Consider the following 17,180-nt stretch of genomic DNA (forward strand, 5'->3'; position numbering starts at 1 on the left):
CAGCCTTTTTGCAATATGAAGTTATTTGATTTTTTCTAAAAAAATTAAATCAAAATTACTTCTATGTTTGACAACCGATCTTGATTTTGAAGGATTATCTCTTCTATTAAGCTCTAATCTTAACTCTTCTATGGTATTTTCAAACTCATCAATTTTTGTTTTGAGTTTTAATATCACATCTACTCCTGCCAAATTTACCCCAAGATCTCTAGTTAAACGTAAGATCATTTTTATACGATCAATGTCTTTTTGTGAATAAAGCCTCATTTTGCCATCAGTTCTACTTGGTTCAACTAAACCTTCTTTTTCGTATTGTCTTAAAGTTTGCGGGTGTATACTTAAAACCTTTGCCACAACACTGATAAGATATACCGGTTCATCATAACTGTGTTCCATGTCCATTCCTTAAGGTAATTTTTCTTCTAAAATTTTTACAAAATCAGAATCAAGTGTGTTAATATCAGGTATTTTTACATTTAAAATCAAATACATATCTCCATATAAATCAGTTTTTCTATTTTGTACCCCATAGCCTTTGATTCGGATTTTTTGATTGTTTTTGGAATTTGGTGGTATAGTGATTTTAACTTCTTTTCGTGGAGTATGAACGCTAATTTTATCACCAAAAAGAGCTGTTTTTAAACTGATTTCAACTTTTTTATACAAGTCATCATCTTCTCTTTCATATTTATCGCTTTGTTCTAGCTCAACTTTTAAAATCAAATCTCCACTATGTCCTTGAAAATTTTTACCCTTACCTCTTATACGTAGTTTCTCTCCATCTTTAATGCCATGAGGAATTTTGATTTTCACTTGTTCATTGTTGATATTTACTACATGTTCACCACCCAAAATTCCTTTTTCAAAAGGAATTTTTATACTAGCTTGCAAGTCTAAATCTTCTTCAAAACCTCCAAAACTACTTTTAAAATTATTACTAGAATTAAAACCTCCACCAAAGCCCCCAAAACCTCCACCAAAGATACTATTTAAAATATCATTAATATCAGCTTCACCTGCGTTTCTTGAAAAATCATGAAAACTTTGCCCGCCAAACATTGAATCACCATATCTATCATACTGAGCTCTTTTTTGCTCATCGCTTAAAATCTCATATGCGGCATTGATTTCTTTAAATTTTTCCTCAGCACCTGCTTCTTTGTTGATATCAGGGTGGTATCGTCTTGCTAATTTCCTATAAGCTTTTTTTATCTCATCCGCACTAGCATTTTTAGCAACACCTAAAGTATCGTATAAACTATTACTCATATTGTTCTTCCTTCAAATTTATAATGTTTTGATTATATCAAAAACTTTAGTCTTAGTCAATCAACTTTTATAAGTTTTAAAACTAAAGGTTTTATTTACAATTGTGTAAAAATAAAATTTTATACTTGTAGGAAATGATTTTATAAAGGATGAATATGAAAAAAATAACTATACTTTCTTTAGCAGTAGCAACTAGCATTTTTAGTGCTAGTATCGATTTTAAACAAGCAGATGATAATATACAAAGAACTTTACCAGCTAGTAATCCAAATTCCATACTTTCTTATCATGATTCTATACAAAAGGTAAAAAATTCTGTAGTAAATATCTCAACTTCAAAAACCGTTCAAAGTAGTTCTTTTGGCATTGATGATTTTTTCAATGATCCTTATTTTAAGCAATTTTTTGGTTTTGATTTTCCACAAGCTCCAAAAAGCAAGAAAAATAAAGAAGTGGTAAGCTCACTTGGCTCGGGTGTGATTATCTCAAATGATGGATATATTATAACCAACAATCATGTTGTCGAAGGTGCTGAAAAAATCACTGTAAATTTACCTGATTCAAGCACCGAATACAAAGCAAAATTAATCGGAGCTGATCCCAAAACAGATCTAGCTGTAATAAAGATTGAAGCTAAGAATTTGCCCGCTGTTACTTTTGCTGATTCAGATAGATTGTTAGAAGGTGATGTGGTATTTGCTTTAGGTAATCCTTTTGGCGTGGGAAGTAGTGTTACAAGTGGAATTATCTCGGCTTTAAATAAAAACAATATAGGTTTAAATCAATACGAAAATTTCATTCAAACTGATGCTTCTATCAACCCTGGAAATTCAGGTGGAGCTTTGGTAGATAGTAGAGGAGCTTTAGTCGGGATCAATTCAGCCATACTTTCAGGAAGTGGAGGAAATAACGGTATTGGTTTTGCCATCCCTTCAAATATGGCAAAATCTATCGCACAAAAACTAATCGAGCATGGAAAAATTGAAAGAGGATATTTAGGTGTAGTCATAGGGGCTTTAACTCAAGATATCAAAAAAGCCTATACTAATCAAGAAGGAGCTTTAATCACTGAAGTGCAAAAAGATTCAGCAGCTTATAATGCAGGTTTAAAAAGAGGTGATTTGATCATAAAAGTAGATAAAACCACGGTTAAAAGCCCTATGGATTTAAAAAACTATATAGGAAGTATCGATCCAAAACAAGCGATAGAGTTAACTTATGAAAGAGATAATAAGATTAAAACTGCGAAATTTATGTTAAAAACCGATGAAAAGTCGCTACAATATGAAAAAGGTTATATTGATGGCTTAAAATTAGTTGAATTAAATGCTAAAAACAAAGCCCAATACCGTATACCTGAAAACATTAGTGGTATTTTAATCACCGAAGTTACGCCAAAATCAAAAGCAGAAAAAATAGGCTTTGAACAAGGTGATATTATCATAGGTATCGATCAATATGAGGTTTCAAATTTTAAAGAATTATCAAAAGCTTTAGAGTTAAATAAAGGCAAAGAATATGTTAAAATTTGGATCAATAGGGGCGGTTTAGTTAGAGCTTTACTTTTTTAAGAAAGGAAAAAAATGACAAATATTTTAATGATTGAAGATGATTTAGAATTGGCCGAGATTATAGCAGAGTACTTAGATCAATTTGACATGAAAGTAGATATCGCGCATGAACCATACATCGGTCTTTCAAGACTTGCTTTAAATCCTTATGATTTAATCATTTTGGATTTAAGTTTACCTGGTCTTGATGGGCTTGAAGTGTGTGAGGAAATTCGTAAAAAATACGATACACCTATTATTATTTCAAGTGCAAGACACGATATTAGCGATAAGGTCACTGCTCTTGATTTGGGTGCTGATGATTATTTGCCAAAACCATATAATCCTCAAGAACTTCAAGCAAGGATTAAAAGTCATCTAAGAAGAATTTCAAACACCAAAACCGCCCAAGCTCAAGTCAAAAAAGATCTTGTCTATGATAAATATAAACACACTATCACTATGAAAGATCAAGAGATTAGTTTTACTAATGCTGAATTTGACATTTTAAGTTATTTAATTAAAAAAGAAGGTGGAGTGGTAAGCCGTGAAGAACTTGTATATAATTGTAGTTCTATTAGCGAAGATTCTAGTAATAAAAGTATAGATGTAATTATTAGTAGAATTAGACAAAAAATCGGCGATGATCCTAAAACTCCAAAATACATTCATTCAATCAGAGGCATAGGATATAAACTAACTCAATGAATAAATCATCGATTTTTTATACCATAACCTTTGTTTTTTTACTTGCAAGTGTTAGTGTGATTTTGGCATTTTTATGGCTTATTAAGTATGATCAGCAAAATTACACTAATGAACTTAATGCAAAATACTCCTTTATAGCCAACGCAAGATTATTGTATTTTAATCATGTAATTAGCGAGAAGGAATTTTATGAGCAAACTAAAAATTACAAGATGGTTGAATTAACCGCACCTTCTTCTATAAGAAAAATCATCTACAAAGCTGAAACCATAGCACGTGCTCAAACTAGCACAGGTGTGGTTGAAATCATTACTTTAGAAGATAATGTGTATTTAAAAATCATCTTTGATGGCAAGCTTTATTTATATAAAGATTTAGAATATCAAGGTTATCGTTACTTTGTAATCAAGCTTATTGCATGTATTGTAGTGATGGTTTTACTGGTGTTGTATATTTTTATCATTAAAAAATTAAAACCATTAAGAGCTTTAAAAAGACAAATTGATAAATTTGGAGAAAATAAACTAGATGAAATTCAAAATGTCAGCAAAGGCAACGATGAAATTTCACAGGTTGCAACAGCCTTTTATGAGTCTATTTTGCGAATTCAAAAGCTTAATACCTCAAGACAATTTTTTCTAAGAAATATCATGCATGAGTTAAAAACTCCTATTACCAAAGGATTGATCACTTTAGAAATGCTTGAAAATAGCAAATACAAAGAAAGACTCATAGGTGCTTTTAATCGCTTAGAAATTTTAATCAATGAATTTGCCGCTATTGAACAAATTACTTCGGGTGCGGGTTTGATTAATTTAAAAAAATACAATATCTTAGATCTTTTAGATGAAGCAAAAGATATTGCCATGAGTGATGATGAAAAAGTAAAAATTAGCATCAAAGAAAGTTTTAGTGTTAATGTGGATTTTAAATTATTTACCACTGCGATGAAAAATATGATCGATAATGCGACAAAATACTCTGATGAAAATTGTGTTACCATAGAAATAACCAAAGAATACCTTTGCTTTAAAAACAAAGGAAAAGCCTTGGATAAAGACTTAAAACACTATACTCAAGCCTTTACTCAAGGAAAGAAAAATAAAGATAGTTTTGGACTTGGACTATACATCGTTAAAACTATTTTAGATTCTCATAAACTTACACTTCATTATGAATACAAAGATGGCGTAAATTATTTTTATTTTAATCATATAGAAAATATAATTTTAAACTAGGATTTCCATGCCTTTATCGCGTTTAAATGAAGAACAATATAAAGCCGCTAGTGCTCCTTTTGGACATAATCTAATCATAGCAAGTGCAGGCACAGGTAAAACTTCTACTATTGTTGCAAGAATAGCATTCTTGCTTCAAAATGGTATAAAGTCTGAAAAAATCATGTTATTAACCTTTACAAACAAAGCAAGTAAAGAAATGATTGAAAGACTTGGGAGGTATTTTGATAAAAGCATTACTTCAAAAATTACCACAGGAACTTTTCATAGCACTGCCTATACTTTACTTAAAGAGCTAAACCATGATATCATTTTAAAACCAGCAAGCGAACTTAAAATTCTTTTGCGTTCTATTTTTGAAAAACGCACTTTTCATCATTTAAGCGACACTAAGCCTTATATGCCAAGTTATTTATATGATGTGTATTCTTTATTTCAAAATACCAATGCAAATTTAGATGAATTTTATAACTGGTTTTGTCAAAACTATGATGAACAAGCTGTTTACGCTGAAATTTATGAAGATATTTTAAAAGAATATGAAGAAGAAAAAGCACGTTTTAACTATGTAGATTTTAATGATTTATTGATTAAATTAAAACACGTTTTATCTTCACATCATTTTGAATTTGATGAAATTTTAGTAGATGAATATCAAGACACTAACACCTTACAGGGTTCACTTATTGACGCGTTTAATAGTAAAAGTTTATTTTGTGTGGGGGATTATGATCAAAGCATTTATGCTTTTAATGGAGCAGATATTTCCATTATAGGAAGTTTTAAAGATAGATTTGTGGATGCAAATATTTTTACTTTAAATAAAAACTATCGCTCTAGTAAAAATATTCTTGCACTAGCCAATAAAGTCATCTTAAATAATGAAAGGCTATACCCTAAAGAATTAATCGTAACAAGAGAAGGAGACTTTAAAGCACCAAGTTTATTAACGTTTAACGAATTATTTGATCAATACTCCACCATCGCAAAATTAATTCTACAAAGCGGAGTTAATTTAGATGAAATCGCTGTTATTTTTAGAAATAACTCAAGTGCTGATGGCATAGAAGTAGCTTTAAGAGAACTTGGTATAGCTAGTAAAAGAAAAGGTAGTGGGAGTTTTTTTGAAAGTTTAGAAGTGAAGAATTTTTGCTCCATGCTTGCGATCGTGCTTAATCCAAAAGATATCATGGCTTTTATCCATTTACTTGAATACACCAAAGGAGTTGGAGGGGTTTTAGCTAAAGATATTTTTGATGCTTTGTTAAAACTAGGACATTCTAGTTTGATTAAAGGATTTTTAAATCCTGATACTAGTGTAAGTTTAAAAAAATACAAAAAACAAAGTTATCAATTGGGTTTGTTTGATGATATTGAAGAGTTAGCTTCTCCATCAAGATTTAATTTAGAAAGTGAGTTTAACACCCACCCTATTTTAAGCCTGCCTAAGATCAATGAATTTTGCGCAAAAAATCTTGAAAAAATTTATCTTTTTATAAAAAAAGCTAGTGAATGTAAGGTTTCAAGCCAGCTTGTAAATTTGATTTTAGAAAATGATTATTTTAAAGAAATTTGTGATATTTTAGCAACCAAGCGAGCGACTAATAAAAATTCTAATGTTGATTTAAATAAAAAAAGTGAAATTTTAGAAAAAATCAATGCAAAAATGTTTGTATTAAAAGAATTAGCTAAAAATTATAGTGATAATTACAAATACTACAACTTTCTCACCCTTGGTGCTAGTGAAATGAGTAGTGGAAGCGGGGTTAATCTTTTAAGTATTCATGCTAGCAAGGGGCTTGAATTTGAGCTTGTATTTGTTATAGATCTTGCGCAAGGAAGATTTCCTAACCAAAAACTCATGAGCATGGGTGGAAGCTTAGAAGAAGAACGAAGGCTTTTTTATGTTGCGGTTACTAGAGCTAAAGATACTTTATACTTAAGCTATGCAAAATACGATAAGATAAAAAAAAGCAATTATCAGCCTTCATGTTTTCTAATCGAAGCAGGTATGTGTAAAGAAGAAAAAAAATAAGACTTTATTAATCTTTTTATATTATGATTAATATAAATCATTTAAGGAGAAAAAAATGAATAGCGTATTATTCAAAGGAAATAAAGTAAGTTTAAAAGGAAATAATGTTCAAGTTGGAGATATGGCGCCAAACATTACTCTAAAAGCCAAAGATCTTTCAGGTGTTGAAATCGCTCCAAAAGGTAAAACTCAAATCATTATCAGCGTACCAAGCCTTGATACTCCAGTATGTGCTACTGAAGCTAGAGAATTTAATAAAAAAGCAGCAGCAAGTGGTGCTGAAGTAATCGTAGTAAGTATGGATTTACCATTTGCTATGGGTCGTTTTTGTTTAACCGAAGGTATTGACAATCTAACCGTTGCAAGTGATTTTGTTTCTAAAGAATTTGGTGAGAAATACGGTGTTTTAATGGCAGATGGTCCGCTTGAGGGAATTCTAGCTAGAGCTGTATTTGTGGTAAAAGATGGTGTGGTTGTATATAAAGAACTTGTAAATGAAGTTACTGAATTACCAAATATGCAAGCTTTAGAAAACTTTTTTAACCAAAGTTGTGGATGCGGCGGTTGTGGTTGCCACTAAAATTTAAAAGCCTGTAAAAAGGCTTTTAAAACTACCTATAAAATCATTTATTTTTTATATGCAAGTTTTTATTTTTTTAATTTTAGGTTCAATGACAAATCGACAATAAGCCTGATCAGGATTGTTTTTAAATATTTTTGATGATAATCTTCACCTTTGTAATATTTTTTTGCTTTCAAAACCTGTGTCACTAAGGTTTTTTTATAGTTTTGTTGTGCTTTTTGCAAAAAGTCACTAATGATTTTTAACTGTGTTTCATCTTGGTAAAAGATGACTAAACGATACTGAATTCCCTCATCCGCTCCTTGTTTATCAATACTTGTAGGATCATGCATTTTTAGAAAAGCTTCTAAAATTTTTTCTAGTGTAATTTCTTTTTGATCATATACTATTTTAGTGATTTCTATATTTCCATCGCCATTTACTACACTTTCATAGCTTGGGTTTAGCTTGCCACCCATATAACCTACTTCTGTATACACTACACCCTTAATCTCATCAAATACAGCTTGCGTACACCAAAAACAACCCGCACCTAAAATGATTTCACTGTACAAATACCACCTTTATTTCCCATCTTCTTTTAATACAAGTTGCATAAGATAAAGCTCCTCTCCATCGATAATTTTTAAATTCTTATCTTCGCATTTTGGACACCAAAAGATATTATTTTCAAGCACCCCGCTAAAATGGCATTTTTGACACTCCACTACCACCTCTTGAAGATGCATGATAAATTTGGCATTTTTACACAAGGGGCTATTTTCCTTAAATGTCTTAAAGCTTCTTTGTAAAAGTGCAGCTTCAACACCGCTTAAGCGCCCTATTTTTACATGTACTTCTTCGACTATTTTGCCCTGGGCATATTCTTCACAAAGTTCTAGTAAAGATTCTGTAATACTTAACTCATGCATTAGCAAATTCTTGGTAAAAGTTCACCTTTTGGAGCTTCTAAAATACGCTTTGCTCCATAGGCATTTTCTAAAATCACCCTTGCTTTTTCATTAGCTGTGATTTTACCTATAATAGCTGCATTGGCATTAAACTTTTTTAAGATTTCTAATGCTTTTTGTTCATCTTTTTGCTCTACACATAGTATAAAGGTTCCTTCATTAGCAAGTTCATAAGGTTCATATCCAAAAAGCTCGCAAACTCCTAAAACTTCATTGCAAACTGGAATTTTTTCTTCATATACCATAAGTTCTAAATTACTCAACTTGGCCCATTCATTTAACACCGCGCTAAGTCCACCACGCGTTGCATCACGCATTGCTTTGATTTTTATATCAGCTTCTAAAAGCGCTAAAACTTCTTCTTTTAAGCTTTTACAATCACTGTTAATATTTGCTTCTAGATTATTTCTTTCAACCAAAACCGCACAACCATGTGCTCCTATATCTCTAGAAACTAGTATACTACAACCACTTTTTATGTCTTTGGTGTTGATTTTTTGTATGTTTTTTCCTATACAAGAAGTGTTGATGTATATCGCATCGCCTTTATTTTTAGGAACAACTTTAGTATCCCCGCAAACTAGTTTTACTCCCGCTTTATCGCATTCTTCTTTTATAGATTTGAGTATAATTTTTAACTTTTCTATCTCAAAACCCTCTTCTAAAATCAAAGCTAAAGAAAGATATAAAGGCTTAGCTCCCACCATCAAAATATCATTAACACTACCACAAACTGCAAGCTTTCCTATGTTTACATTTTTTAAAAAAATAGGATTTAAAACAAAAGAATCGGTGCTAAAAGCCAAATCATCTAAAATAGCAGCGTCATTTGCCTCTTTTAAAACATCATTTTCAAAAATAGAAAAAATTTCATTTATCAAAGCATTCATTTCTTCGCCACCGCCGCCATGAGCTAAAGTAATTTGCTTCATTTTATGCCTTATCTTGATAATATTTATAATAAGCCGCACACGCTCCTTCACTAGAAACCATACAGCTACCTATAGGATTTTTTGGAGTGCAAGCTTTTGCAAACACCTTACAATCATAAGGCTTAGCTAAGCCTCTTAAAATTTGACCACAAATACAAGCCTTACTTTCATCTTTACTTTGTACTTTACAATCAAACACTTTGCTAGCATCTAAGTGTGCAAATTCATCTTTTAAACAAAGTCCACCATTTGGGATCACTCCAAGACCTCTAAATTCAAAATCACAAGGTTTAAAGTATTTTTCTACTAAAGCTTTGGCTTTTAAATTTCCCTCTTTGCTAACTACTCTGTAATATTCATTATAAACTTCAAAAGTATTTGCATTCATTTGCTCTACTATATTTAACACGCTAAGCATTATATCAACCGGTTCAAAACCACTCACTGCTATAGGGGTTTTATATTTTTTAGCAATAGGTTCATAAATGTTTGATCCTGTGATAACGCTTACATGGGAAGGTCCTAAAAAGGCGTCAATTTTTACATTTTTATCTTGCATGATAGCTTCTACCGCGGGCGGAACTAACACATGATTGATATGAAAAAATAAATTTTTTAAATTTAAAGCTATGCTTTTTTCTAAGATTACTCCGCTCATAGGTGTGGTTGTCTCAAAACCTATGGCAAAAAATATCACATTTTTTTCAGGATTTTTTAAAGCAATATCCACCACATCTAAAGGGGTGTAAAGTGCTCTAATATCTGCTCCTTTGGCTCTAAGATCGATTAAACTCTCATGACTTCCTGGCACTTTTAACATATCACCTAAGACGCAAAAAATAGTACTAGGCATACTTGCAAGCTTTAAAGCTACATCTATGCGTTCTCTTGGCATGACACACACAGGGCAACCTGGTCCATGTATAAAATTGATTGCTTTAGGTAGCAAATCAATCAAACCAAATTTCATAATACTATGAGTATGTCCCCCACAAATCTCCATAATATTAATAGGCTTGGTAATCTTAGAAGCGATAAGTTCTTTTAGGGCTAAAATCCTTTCTTTATCTCTAAAATCATTAATTAAATCCATGTTTTAATCCCATATTGCCTTCATTTTCATCGATTTGTCCATTTTGCATTTTTTCTGCTATATCTGTATAAATTTTTAAACTTTCTTGTGCAGCTTGCGTATCAATTTTTTCCATAGCAAAACCCACATGTATTAGCACATAATCACCTACTTTTAAAGGTTCGCTTATCAAATCCAAACTTACTCTTCTTTTAACTCCTAAGGTCTCGACTATAGCTGAATTTAATTCATCGATTTCTAAAATTTTAGAAGGTATTGAAAGGCACATTAATGAAGCTCCTTTTTCATTTTCAAGTAATTCAACCAAAGATCAAAACCTGTTTTTGTTTTACTATCTAAGATCATGATGTCGATTTTAGGATTTAATCTTTTAGCTGCCATGGAAGCAGCTTTAAAATCAAAGTCAAAGTGTTGAGCTAAATCTGCTTTGGTTATAACTAGCAAATCTGCTTTTCTAAACATCACTGGATATTTTTCTACCTTATCGCTACCTTCTGTAACTGAAAGCAAAACTACATTTAAATGCTCACCCAAATCATAGCTTGCAGGGCATACCAAATTTCCTACATTTTCGATAAAAACTATATCAAGTTCACTAAGTTTAAAATGATGTAAAGCATCATGTACCATAAAAGCATCTAAATGGCAAGTTTGCCCTGTGGTAATTTGATGAGCTAAGCCCCCTGCTTTGATAATGCGGTTTGCATCGTTATTGGTTTCTAAATCTCCTTCAACTACAGCTATTTTTAAGCCATCTTTTAAATTTTTTATCGTTTCTTCTAAAAGTGTTGTCTTTCCACTACCTGGAGAACTCATTAAGTTAATACAAAGTGTGCCATGTTCGTTAAAATGTTCTCTATTATGTGAGGCTTGATGGTCATTTTTTGATAAAATTTTACTAATAACATGAATAGTTTTTTCCTCTTTTAAAGCTGGATTTTCATGATGGTGATCATGGTTATGATCATGTCCATTGATAGAACAGCCACAGTCTTTACACATAAGATATCCTTTTTATATTTTTTGTTTATTTTATATAAAAAAGTATTAAAAAAATATGAGTTTGATTAAGTTTTTAATGATAAATAATGCACAAGCTGCCCAAGCGCAATGGAGCTATCATTGCAAGGATATTGTAAAGAAGTTTTATAAGAGAAATTTTTTTGAGATAATACCATATGAAGTGTTTTATTTTGAAATACCCCGCCACATAAAATCACTTCTTCTTTGAAATTTTTTGAGTATTCTATGATCAAATTTGCAATAGCATTGATCAATCCTGTGCTAATTTTAACCTTGTCTTGATCTTTTAAAGCTTGCAAAAAAGCATTTTTAAAACATATTTCATTATCTTTGATGTCAAATTTATAGCTATAATCAAGGTTTTGATTGTAGTATTTTTCCATCAAAAGCCCAATTTGTGCTTCATAGTCTAGTTTTTCTTGATTAAAGGCAATTGCTCCAAAAGCATCGATAATTCTACCAAGAGAACTCGTATATAAAGAGCTTTGAGTGTGAATTTTTTTAAGATTATTTAATTTTACTTGAGAAAATTTAGCTAAAAACTCGCTAGCTTTGCTTTCTAAATTAAAATCAAAAATCAAAGCCAAAGCTAAATTTGCGATATTTTTAATATCAGCATTAATTAATTTGAAATTTTTAAAATGGTTTAATCTGGTGTAATCTCTTAGATTTGCCCTAAAAATCTCTCCACCCCAAATTTTACCATCATCTCCATAGCCTGTACCATCAAATACAAAAGCTAAAACGTCATTTTTGTAAATTTTATATTCAAATAAACATGCACACAAGTGTGCATAATGATGCTGTATCATAAATTTTTCATCATGACTTATTTCTTTTACATAAGCAAAATGCGGGTGTTTATCACACAAAATTTGATCAAAACTTACCCCATATGCCTTTTGAAAAAAGTGTAAAATTTTCAAAAATCTTTCTTGGATATCTAAATTTTTCATATCGCCTATATAAGGAGAAATGAAAATTTGATCCTTAAAAAAGCACGCAAATTCGTTTTTTAATTCACTTCCTAAGGCAAGGATATTTTCTTTAGAATTAAAAATATTTTTAGTATTAATATAAAGTGGATTTAAACCTCTTGAAGTTCTTAAAAACATTACCTTATCGTTAATAACTTGAGCAATACTATCATCACTTGAGTTTTGTATTTGCCTATCATAGTCAAGATAAAAATCAAACACATCGCTAAGCTGTTCTAAAAGTTTTGTTTCTTCATAGATAATACTTTGCGAGCTTAAATTGGCACTCGTTGCAATGATAGGTTTTTTAAAATGTTCAAAAAGCATTAAATGCGTCCCCATGTAAGCTAACATAATGCCTATTTTATCGGTATCAGGTGCCAATATTTGATGGATATTTTTACTATTTAAAATCACAATAGGTTTTAAATTTGAAGTGAGAAGCTTTGCTTCAAATTTATTAATAAAAGCTAACTTTTGAGCCATATCAAGATCTTTCACCATAATAGCAAAAGGCTTCTTAGGGCGGTTTTTGCGTTTTCTAAGTTCTATGATGGTGTTTTCGTTTGTACTATCACAAATTAAGTGAAATCCTCCCATGCCTTTAAAAGCTATGATTTTACCTTGCTCTAAAAACTTTGCAAGCAGGATAAAAGCTTCTTCATCTTGAGCTAAAATATTTTGGTTTTTATCTTTTAAAAAGATTGTAATTTTACATTTTGGACACGAAAGAGGCTGGGTATGAAAGCGACGATTAGTTGGGTCTTTGTATTCACTTTGGCAAAAAGCACACATGTTAAATTGTTCCATAGTGGTATTAGCTCTATCATAAGGAAGTTGTTTAATGATAGAAAATCTTGGCCCACAATTTGTGCAAGTGATGAAAGGGTATTTAAAACGAGGATTTTTCTCATCATAAAATTCTTCATAGCAGTCTTTACAAAGAGCAAAATCACTTAAAATAGGACTAAATTTTTCACCATCTTGTGAATGATTTATAATAAAACTATCGTAATTTTTATTAATTTTTTTATCAAAAAAAACAAACTCATCGATTCGTGCTAAAGGTGGCAAATGTAAAAAAAGCTTTTCTTTAAAAGTTAAAACTTCACTTTGATTACATACAAGGATCACCACAACGCCCAAGCCATCATTATACACCTCACCTTTTAAGTGTAACTCTTGAGCTATATTAAAAACTAAAGGACGAAAACCAACTCCTTGCACTAGTCCTTTGATGTGAATTTCATATCCAAAGTGGGACATCACTTAACTTAAAAAAAGGAATATGTTTAAATACATTCTTACTAAGGCTTTTATGCTCAAACAAACTTCCACTAAGCACTACACAATCTACTTGATTTTTGGCTTTTAAATCATCAAATAAATCTCTTAAAAAATACGCCAAACTCTCAACCACACCTAGTGCTATAATTTGATTTTCCACTCCAGCAAGCTTAAAACTCATCACGCTTCTTAAGGTTTTAGTATAATCAAATTCTTTTTGCTCATTAAGCTTAAAGTCTATCCTAACACCTTTTGTCATTTTGCTTTCATCTGCTAAAGCCAAAAGCGCCAATGCTGCTTTTTGCATATCTTTATCAAGCTCCAAAACCACGCCTATCATACCAAAAAGATTAAAAAAACTATTAGTAATATTAAACTCTTTTTGCACTAGAGTAAATTCTTTTTCATAATTAGCTAGTAATCTCTTAGCAATATCATCTTGACTTATAGTTTCATAAAACTCATCAAAGCTCTTTGGCAAGGAAAGTTTTAAAAGGTTTAATTCTTTATCAAGTAAAATAACATCATCATAAGTCTTACTAAGCTCTAAAAGCAAGGGTTTTTTGTCTTTAAAATCAGTCAATATACAAGAAATTCTTGCAAAATTTTTATCTTCTTTTTGAAAAATCAAATTTCTAAATTCAGGTAAAATATAATCATATCCTTTACACACAAGCAATTCATTTTCTATAAAAGCAACTTCAAAATCATCTTCAAAATGCTCTATTTTTTTGAAATTTAAAAATTTCACTCCTTCTTTTTCTAGCTCATAACATATTGCAAATAAAAAAAGATTATCATAAAGTTTGATTTTAAAATACTCTTGTGTTGGTGAGTGGTTTTGCCTAAAAATAGCATTAAACTTAAGTTTCATTAGAGGTTTTTCAACCCCTGCTAAAATTTTAAATTGCTCATTATTGCATGAAAAAAATGCATTGATATGTTTTGGATCGCTCGGGATTAAAAAATCATCTAAATTATCATTAAAAATTTCAAAAACATACACTCCTTTTGAATTTTTAAAATATATTTTTTCTTGTTTTTTTAATCTCTCTAAAGCTTTTTTTAAATTATCATGGAAATTTTCTTTAGTGATTTTTATAAACTCATTTTCTATTTTAAATTCCTCATCTACAAAAACGCCCCATTCATTGCTTAAAAGCTCACCTTGGGTGTATGCATTTGCATTTAGTCTAGTTAAAAAACTTCTTTTAGTGAAATTTTTTTCTTTTTTTATAGGTGTGAAATCTTCTTCTATAAGCTTTAAATCAAATTTATTCAAAAACACACTATGGCTGATTTTTTCTAAAGTAGTGCAAAATGCTTGAATTTCATCTTTCTCGCCTTTTACCTTAATGGTGATTTTTTCATCTTTTTGTTCATAGTGATATGTGTAATCTTTAGCATAATAACCAAGTAAATATTCAAAAATGTCATTTTTGGATTTATAATTAAAAGTAATTTCTAAAAGCAAATCAAAAACCTTAAAAATAAAATTTTTTAAAAATATAAATATAACAATTTTAATTCTAAGGAAAGCTTAAAGATATACTTAAAAAATAAGAGTTTTTAAAAACGCTTCTCTTTCTTTATAATCTGGTATCAAATGATATAAGAAGTCGTAAAATTCTTTTTGATGATGTGGGTAGATCAAGTGGGTTAACTCATGAACGATGACATATTCTATTGCTTTTATGGGTTTTTGCATTAGTTTTAAATTTAAATTTATATATGCTTTTTGATGATTGCATGAACCCCATCTTGAGACCATTTCTTTAATGCAAATTCTTTGCACTTTTCTATCAAAAGCAAATTGCCACTTGTGGATAAAAAATTCAAAAATAATCCTCGCACTTTGTCTTATAAAAGTTTGCAAGTGTTTTTGGTCTTTTGCGTATATTTTATCTTTTTGAATTCGTACTTTTTTGTATTTTTCACTCCAAACCAAATGAAATTTCTTTCCCAAAAAATACACTTCATCTTCGGACAAAACCACTCTTTTTGAGGTTAATTCTTTTTCCTTGGCTCTTATCCAAGCTTCATTTTTTTCTAAAAAGCGCAAGACATCTCTTTGTTCATAGTATAGCGGTATACTAAGTTTAAAATTTAAGTCTCTATCTACTCGAAGCCTAAGGTATTTTAGCTTTTTCTTTTCATAAGTAAAACGAAATTCTTTAAATTCCAAAATTCCTTTTATACTAATGCTTTGTTTTGCCATTTTTTACTTTTCCATCTATAAGAGTTTACAATACCACGTAAAAACTCATCTGCACAAAATCCTATCCAAATTCCTAGCATTCCAAGTCCTGCATAAAAACAAAGCACATAACCTACCGGCAAAGACACCCCAAGCATAAATACCATTCCACTTAAAAACGGAAACCTAGCATCTCCTGTAGCTCTTAGTGAATTTACCATGACTATATTGAAAGTTCTTGAAATTTCTAAAAAAATCGAAAGAGTAAAAAGTGGTATCATTAATTCTTTTAAGCTTTCTTCAAGTTTCACCACACCCATGGTAAAGTCTTGCAAAACATAATTTAACAAAGCCACAAAAGCACTTGCAATCACACTAAAATAAAGCGCTATCCAAGTATGCTTATAAGCTACATTTAAATACCTTGCACCTACTAGTTTACCTATGATGATTTCATTGGCTACGCTTATAGCTTGTCCTACTAGCATAATGAGTAAAGAAATTTGAAAATAAATCGTTTGGACACTTAAGCTTTCTTTACCCAAACTTGCCACAAAGGCAAAAGCAATGGTGTATTGGATAAACCATATCAAATGCTCCCCTGCTGCAAACCCACCGATGTTGAGTATCTTTTTTAAAACCATTTTTTCAAGACTTATCATTTCTTTAAATTTTAAATGAATTTTAAGCTTAAAGCTAAGTATACCCACAAGCATACAAAAAGATATCACACGCCCTGTTATATTGCTAAGCCCTACTCCAAAAAGCTCTAACTTGGTAAAATGCAACACGTAAAAATTTCCTATGAATATCACAACATTCATTAACAAAGTAGTAAACATAACCCAATAAGCCATATTGTATACTCTTACAATAGCAGCTAAAACTATACCCATAGCATCAAAAAACAAGCAAATTCCAAGCATATGCAAGTAAATTTCACTATCTTTTAAAAGTTCATTTGGAATTTGTAAAAGATGAAGCAAAAACTCTCCATGCCATAAAATCAGACTTCCACACACTAGTCCAATCAGTGCGTTTAAAAATAAACTTTGATGAATGGCCTTTCTAACTAGAGTATAGTCTTTAGCTCCTAAAGCTTGAGCGATTATCACACTACAACCTACACTTAAAAAGCTAAAAATAATGATAAACAAATCAGCCACCTGATTACCCGCGCCCATAGCTCCAACTAAAAAGTTAGAATACTGCGAAACCATCACAGTATTGATAATCAAAGAAAAATATCTTAAAAACATTTCAAGTAGTATAGGCATACTAAGATGCTTAAGCGAAAGTTGTTTGCTTGCCATGAATACTCTTTATGATAGTAAATTT

At 30.7% G+C, this 17,180-nt stretch carries 16 protein-coding genes and 1 pseudogene; 5 read left to right on the top strand and 12 right to left on the bottom strand.

The annotated features are described in order from the left end of the window. Positions 1-21 precede the first annotated feature (21 nt). Positions 22-396, bottom strand: a complete 375-nt coding sequence (locus CSUB8523_RS04580; RefSeq protein WP_039663688.1) for a heat shock protein transcriptional repressor HspR — start codon at positions 394-396, stop codon at positions 22-24. Between the two features lie 9 nt (positions 397-405). After that, positions 406-1,269 carry a co-chaperone-curved DNA binding protein A gene (locus CSUB8523_RS04585; RefSeq protein WP_039663690.1) on the bottom strand — a complete coding sequence of 288 codons (864 nt, stop codon included), beginning with the start codon at positions 1,267-1,269 and terminating at the stop codon, positions 406-408. A gap of 155 nt (positions 1,270-1,424) precedes the next feature. Between CSUB8523_RS04585 and CSUB8523_RS04590 the strand changes: the two genes are divergently transcribed. The 5 genes from CSUB8523_RS04590 to tpx are packed head-to-tail and all read left to right on the top strand — an operon-like array spanning position 1,425 to position 7,380. Beyond that, positions 1,425-2,840 (top strand): DegQ family serine endoprotease, encoded by a 1,416-nt coding sequence (locus CSUB8523_RS04590; RefSeq protein WP_043019768.1) that lies wholly within the window; start codon positions 1,425-1,427, stop codon positions 2,838-2,840. A gap of 12 nt (positions 2,841-2,852) precedes the next feature. After that, a complete protein-coding gene (locus CSUB8523_RS04595) occupies positions 2,853-3,527 on the top strand; it encodes a response regulator transcription factor (protein WP_039663694.1) in 675 nt (224 codons plus the stop codon). Next, entirely contained in the window at positions 3,524-4,765 is a 1,242-nt protein-coding gene (locus tag CSUB8523_RS04600) for an ArsS family sensor histidine kinase (RefSeq protein ID WP_043019769.1), read from the top strand. The genes CSUB8523_RS04595 and CSUB8523_RS04600 overlap by 4 nt, the downstream gene beginning before the upstream one ends. 7 nt (positions 4,766-4,772) lie before the next feature. Beyond that, entirely contained in the window at positions 4,773-6,800 is a 2,028-nt protein-coding gene (locus CSUB8523_RS04605) for an ATP-dependent helicase (RefSeq protein WP_043019770.1), read from the top strand. Positions 6,801-6,855: 55 nt separating this feature from the next. After that, positions 6,856-7,380, top strand: a complete 525-nt coding sequence (tpx, locus tag CSUB8523_RS04610; protein WP_039663701.1) for a thiol peroxidase — start codon at positions 6,856-6,858, stop codon at positions 7,378-7,380. A gap of 54 nt (positions 7,381-7,434) precedes the next feature. On the opposite strand, the pseudogene msrA reads toward tpx, so the two are convergent. The 10 genes and pseudogenes from msrA to CSUB8523_RS04660 form a co-directional block, all read right to left on the bottom strand. Continuing rightward, positions 7,435-7,925 (bottom strand): annotated as a pseudogene (msrA, locus tag CSUB8523_RS04615) (peptide-methionine (S)-S-oxide reductase MsrA). A 21-nt stretch (positions 7,926-7,946) separates the two neighbouring features. After that, complete coding sequence (locus CSUB8523_RS04620) at positions 7,947-8,294, bottom strand: hydrogenase maturation nickel metallochaperone HypA/HybF (protein WP_039663703.1); 348 nt, start codon at positions 8,292-8,294, stop codon at positions 7,947-7,949. Beyond that, positions 8,294-9,265, bottom strand: a complete 972-nt coding sequence (gene hypE, locus CSUB8523_RS04625) for a hydrogenase expression/formation protein HypE (RefSeq protein ID WP_043019771.1) — start codon at positions 9,263-9,265, stop codon at positions 8,294-8,296. The genes CSUB8523_RS04620 and hypE overlap by 1 nt, the downstream gene beginning before the upstream one ends. A gap of 1 nt (position 9,266) precedes the next feature. Further along, a complete protein-coding gene (gene hypD / locus CSUB8523_RS04630) occupies positions 9,267-10,358 on the bottom strand; it encodes a hydrogenase formation protein HypD (RefSeq protein ID WP_043019772.1) in 1,092 nt (363 codons plus the stop codon). After that, entirely contained in the window at positions 10,345-10,626 is a 282-nt protein-coding gene (locus CSUB8523_RS04635; protein ID WP_043019773.1) for a HypC/HybG/HupF family hydrogenase formation chaperone, read from the bottom strand. The genes hypD and CSUB8523_RS04635 overlap by 14 nt, the downstream gene beginning before the upstream one ends. After that, the gene (gene hypB, locus CSUB8523_RS04640; protein WP_043019774.1) at positions 10,626-11,360 is read right to left on the bottom strand and encodes a hydrogenase nickel incorporation protein HypB; all 735 of its coding nucleotides are present in this window, start codon (positions 11,358-11,360) and stop codon (positions 10,626-10,628) included. Before hypB ends, CSUB8523_RS04635 begins: the two co-directional genes overlap by 1 nt. Positions 11,361-11,425: 65 nt before the next feature. Continuing rightward, positions 11,426-13,624, bottom strand: a complete 2,199-nt coding sequence (gene hypF, locus CSUB8523_RS04645) for a carbamoyltransferase HypF (RefSeq protein WP_043019775.1) — start codon at positions 13,622-13,624, stop codon at positions 11,426-11,428. Beyond that, the gene (locus CSUB8523_RS04650; RefSeq protein WP_043019776.1) at positions 13,605-15,119 is read right to left on the bottom strand and encodes a Kae1-like domain-containing protein; all 1,515 of its coding nucleotides are present in this window, start codon (positions 15,117-15,119) and stop codon (positions 13,605-13,607) included. Before CSUB8523_RS04650 ends, hypF begins: the two co-directional genes overlap by 20 nt. Positions 15,120-15,197: 78 nt before the next feature. Then, a complete protein-coding gene (locus CSUB8523_RS04655) occupies positions 15,198-15,863 on the bottom strand; it encodes a M48 family metallopeptidase (protein ID WP_039663718.1) in 666 nt (221 codons plus the stop codon). Next, positions 15,839-17,155 (bottom strand): MATE family efflux transporter, encoded by a 1,317-nt coding sequence (locus CSUB8523_RS04660; RefSeq protein WP_043019777.1) that lies wholly within the window; start codon positions 17,153-17,155, stop codon positions 15,839-15,841. The genes CSUB8523_RS04655 and CSUB8523_RS04660 overlap by 25 nt, the downstream gene beginning before the upstream one ends. Positions 17,156-17,180: the final 25 nt, after the last annotated feature.

The organism is Campylobacter subantarcticus LMG 24377, from assembly GCF_000816305.1.
Lineage (GTDB): Bacteria > Campylobacterota > Campylobacteria > Campylobacterales > Campylobacteraceae > Campylobacter_D > Campylobacter_D subantarcticus.

Excerpts from the sequence above, each read along its gene's own strand:
- CSUB8523_RS04600 (WP_043019769.1), top strand. The coding sequence starts at position 3,524 with ATGAATAAATCATCGATTTTTTATACCATAACCTTTGTTTTTTTACTT.
- hypF (WP_043019775.1), bottom strand. The coding sequence starts at position 13,624 with ATGTCCCACTTTGGATATGAAATTCACATCAAAGGACTAGTGCAAGGA.
- CSUB8523_RS04595 (WP_039663694.1), top strand. The coding sequence starts at position 2,853 with ATGACAAATATTTTAATGATTGAAGATGATTTAGAATTGGCCGAGATT.
- CSUB8523_RS04655 (WP_039663718.1), bottom strand. The coding sequence starts at position 15,863 with ATGGCAAAACAAAGCATTAGTATAAAAGGAATTTTGGAATTTAAAGAA.
- CSUB8523_RS04590 (WP_043019768.1), top strand. The coding sequence starts at position 1,425 with ATGAAAAAAATAACTATACTTTCTTTAGCAGTAGCAACTAGCATTTTT.
- CSUB8523_RS04660 (WP_043019777.1), bottom strand. The coding sequence starts at position 17,155 with ATGGCAAGCAAACAACTTTCGCTTAAGCATCTTAGTATGCCTATACTA.
- hypB (WP_043019774.1), bottom strand. The coding sequence starts at position 11,360 with ATGTGTAAAGACTGTGGCTGTTCTATCAATGGACATGATCATAACCAT.
- hypD (WP_043019772.1), bottom strand. The coding sequence starts at position 10,358 with ATGGATTTAATTAATGATTTTAGAGATAAAGAAAGGATTTTAGCCCTA.
- CSUB8523_RS04620 (WP_039663703.1), bottom strand. The coding sequence starts at position 8,294 with ATGCATGAGTTAAGTATTACAGAATCTTTACTAGAACTTTGTGAAGAA.
- tpx (WP_039663701.1), top strand. The coding sequence starts at position 6,856 with ATGAATAGCGTATTATTCAAAGGAAATAAAGTAAGTTTAAAAGGAAAT.
- hypE (WP_043019771.1), bottom strand. The coding sequence starts at position 9,265 with ATGAAGCAAATTACTTTAGCTCATGGCGGCGGTGGCGAAGAAATGAAT.
- CSUB8523_RS04580 (WP_039663688.1), bottom strand. The coding sequence starts at position 396 with ATGGAACACAGTTATGATGAACCGGTATATCTTATCAGTGTTGTGGCA.
- CSUB8523_RS04605 (WP_043019770.1), top strand. The coding sequence starts at position 4,773 with ATGCCTTTATCGCGTTTAAATGAAGAACAATATAAAGCCGCTAGTGCT.
- CSUB8523_RS04585 (WP_039663690.1), bottom strand. The coding sequence starts at position 1,269 with ATGAGTAATAGTTTATACGATACTTTAGGTGTTGCTAAAAATGCTAGT.
- CSUB8523_RS04635 (WP_043019773.1), bottom strand. The coding sequence starts at position 10,626 with ATGTGCCTTTCAATACCTTCTAAAATTTTAGAAATCGATGAATTAAAT.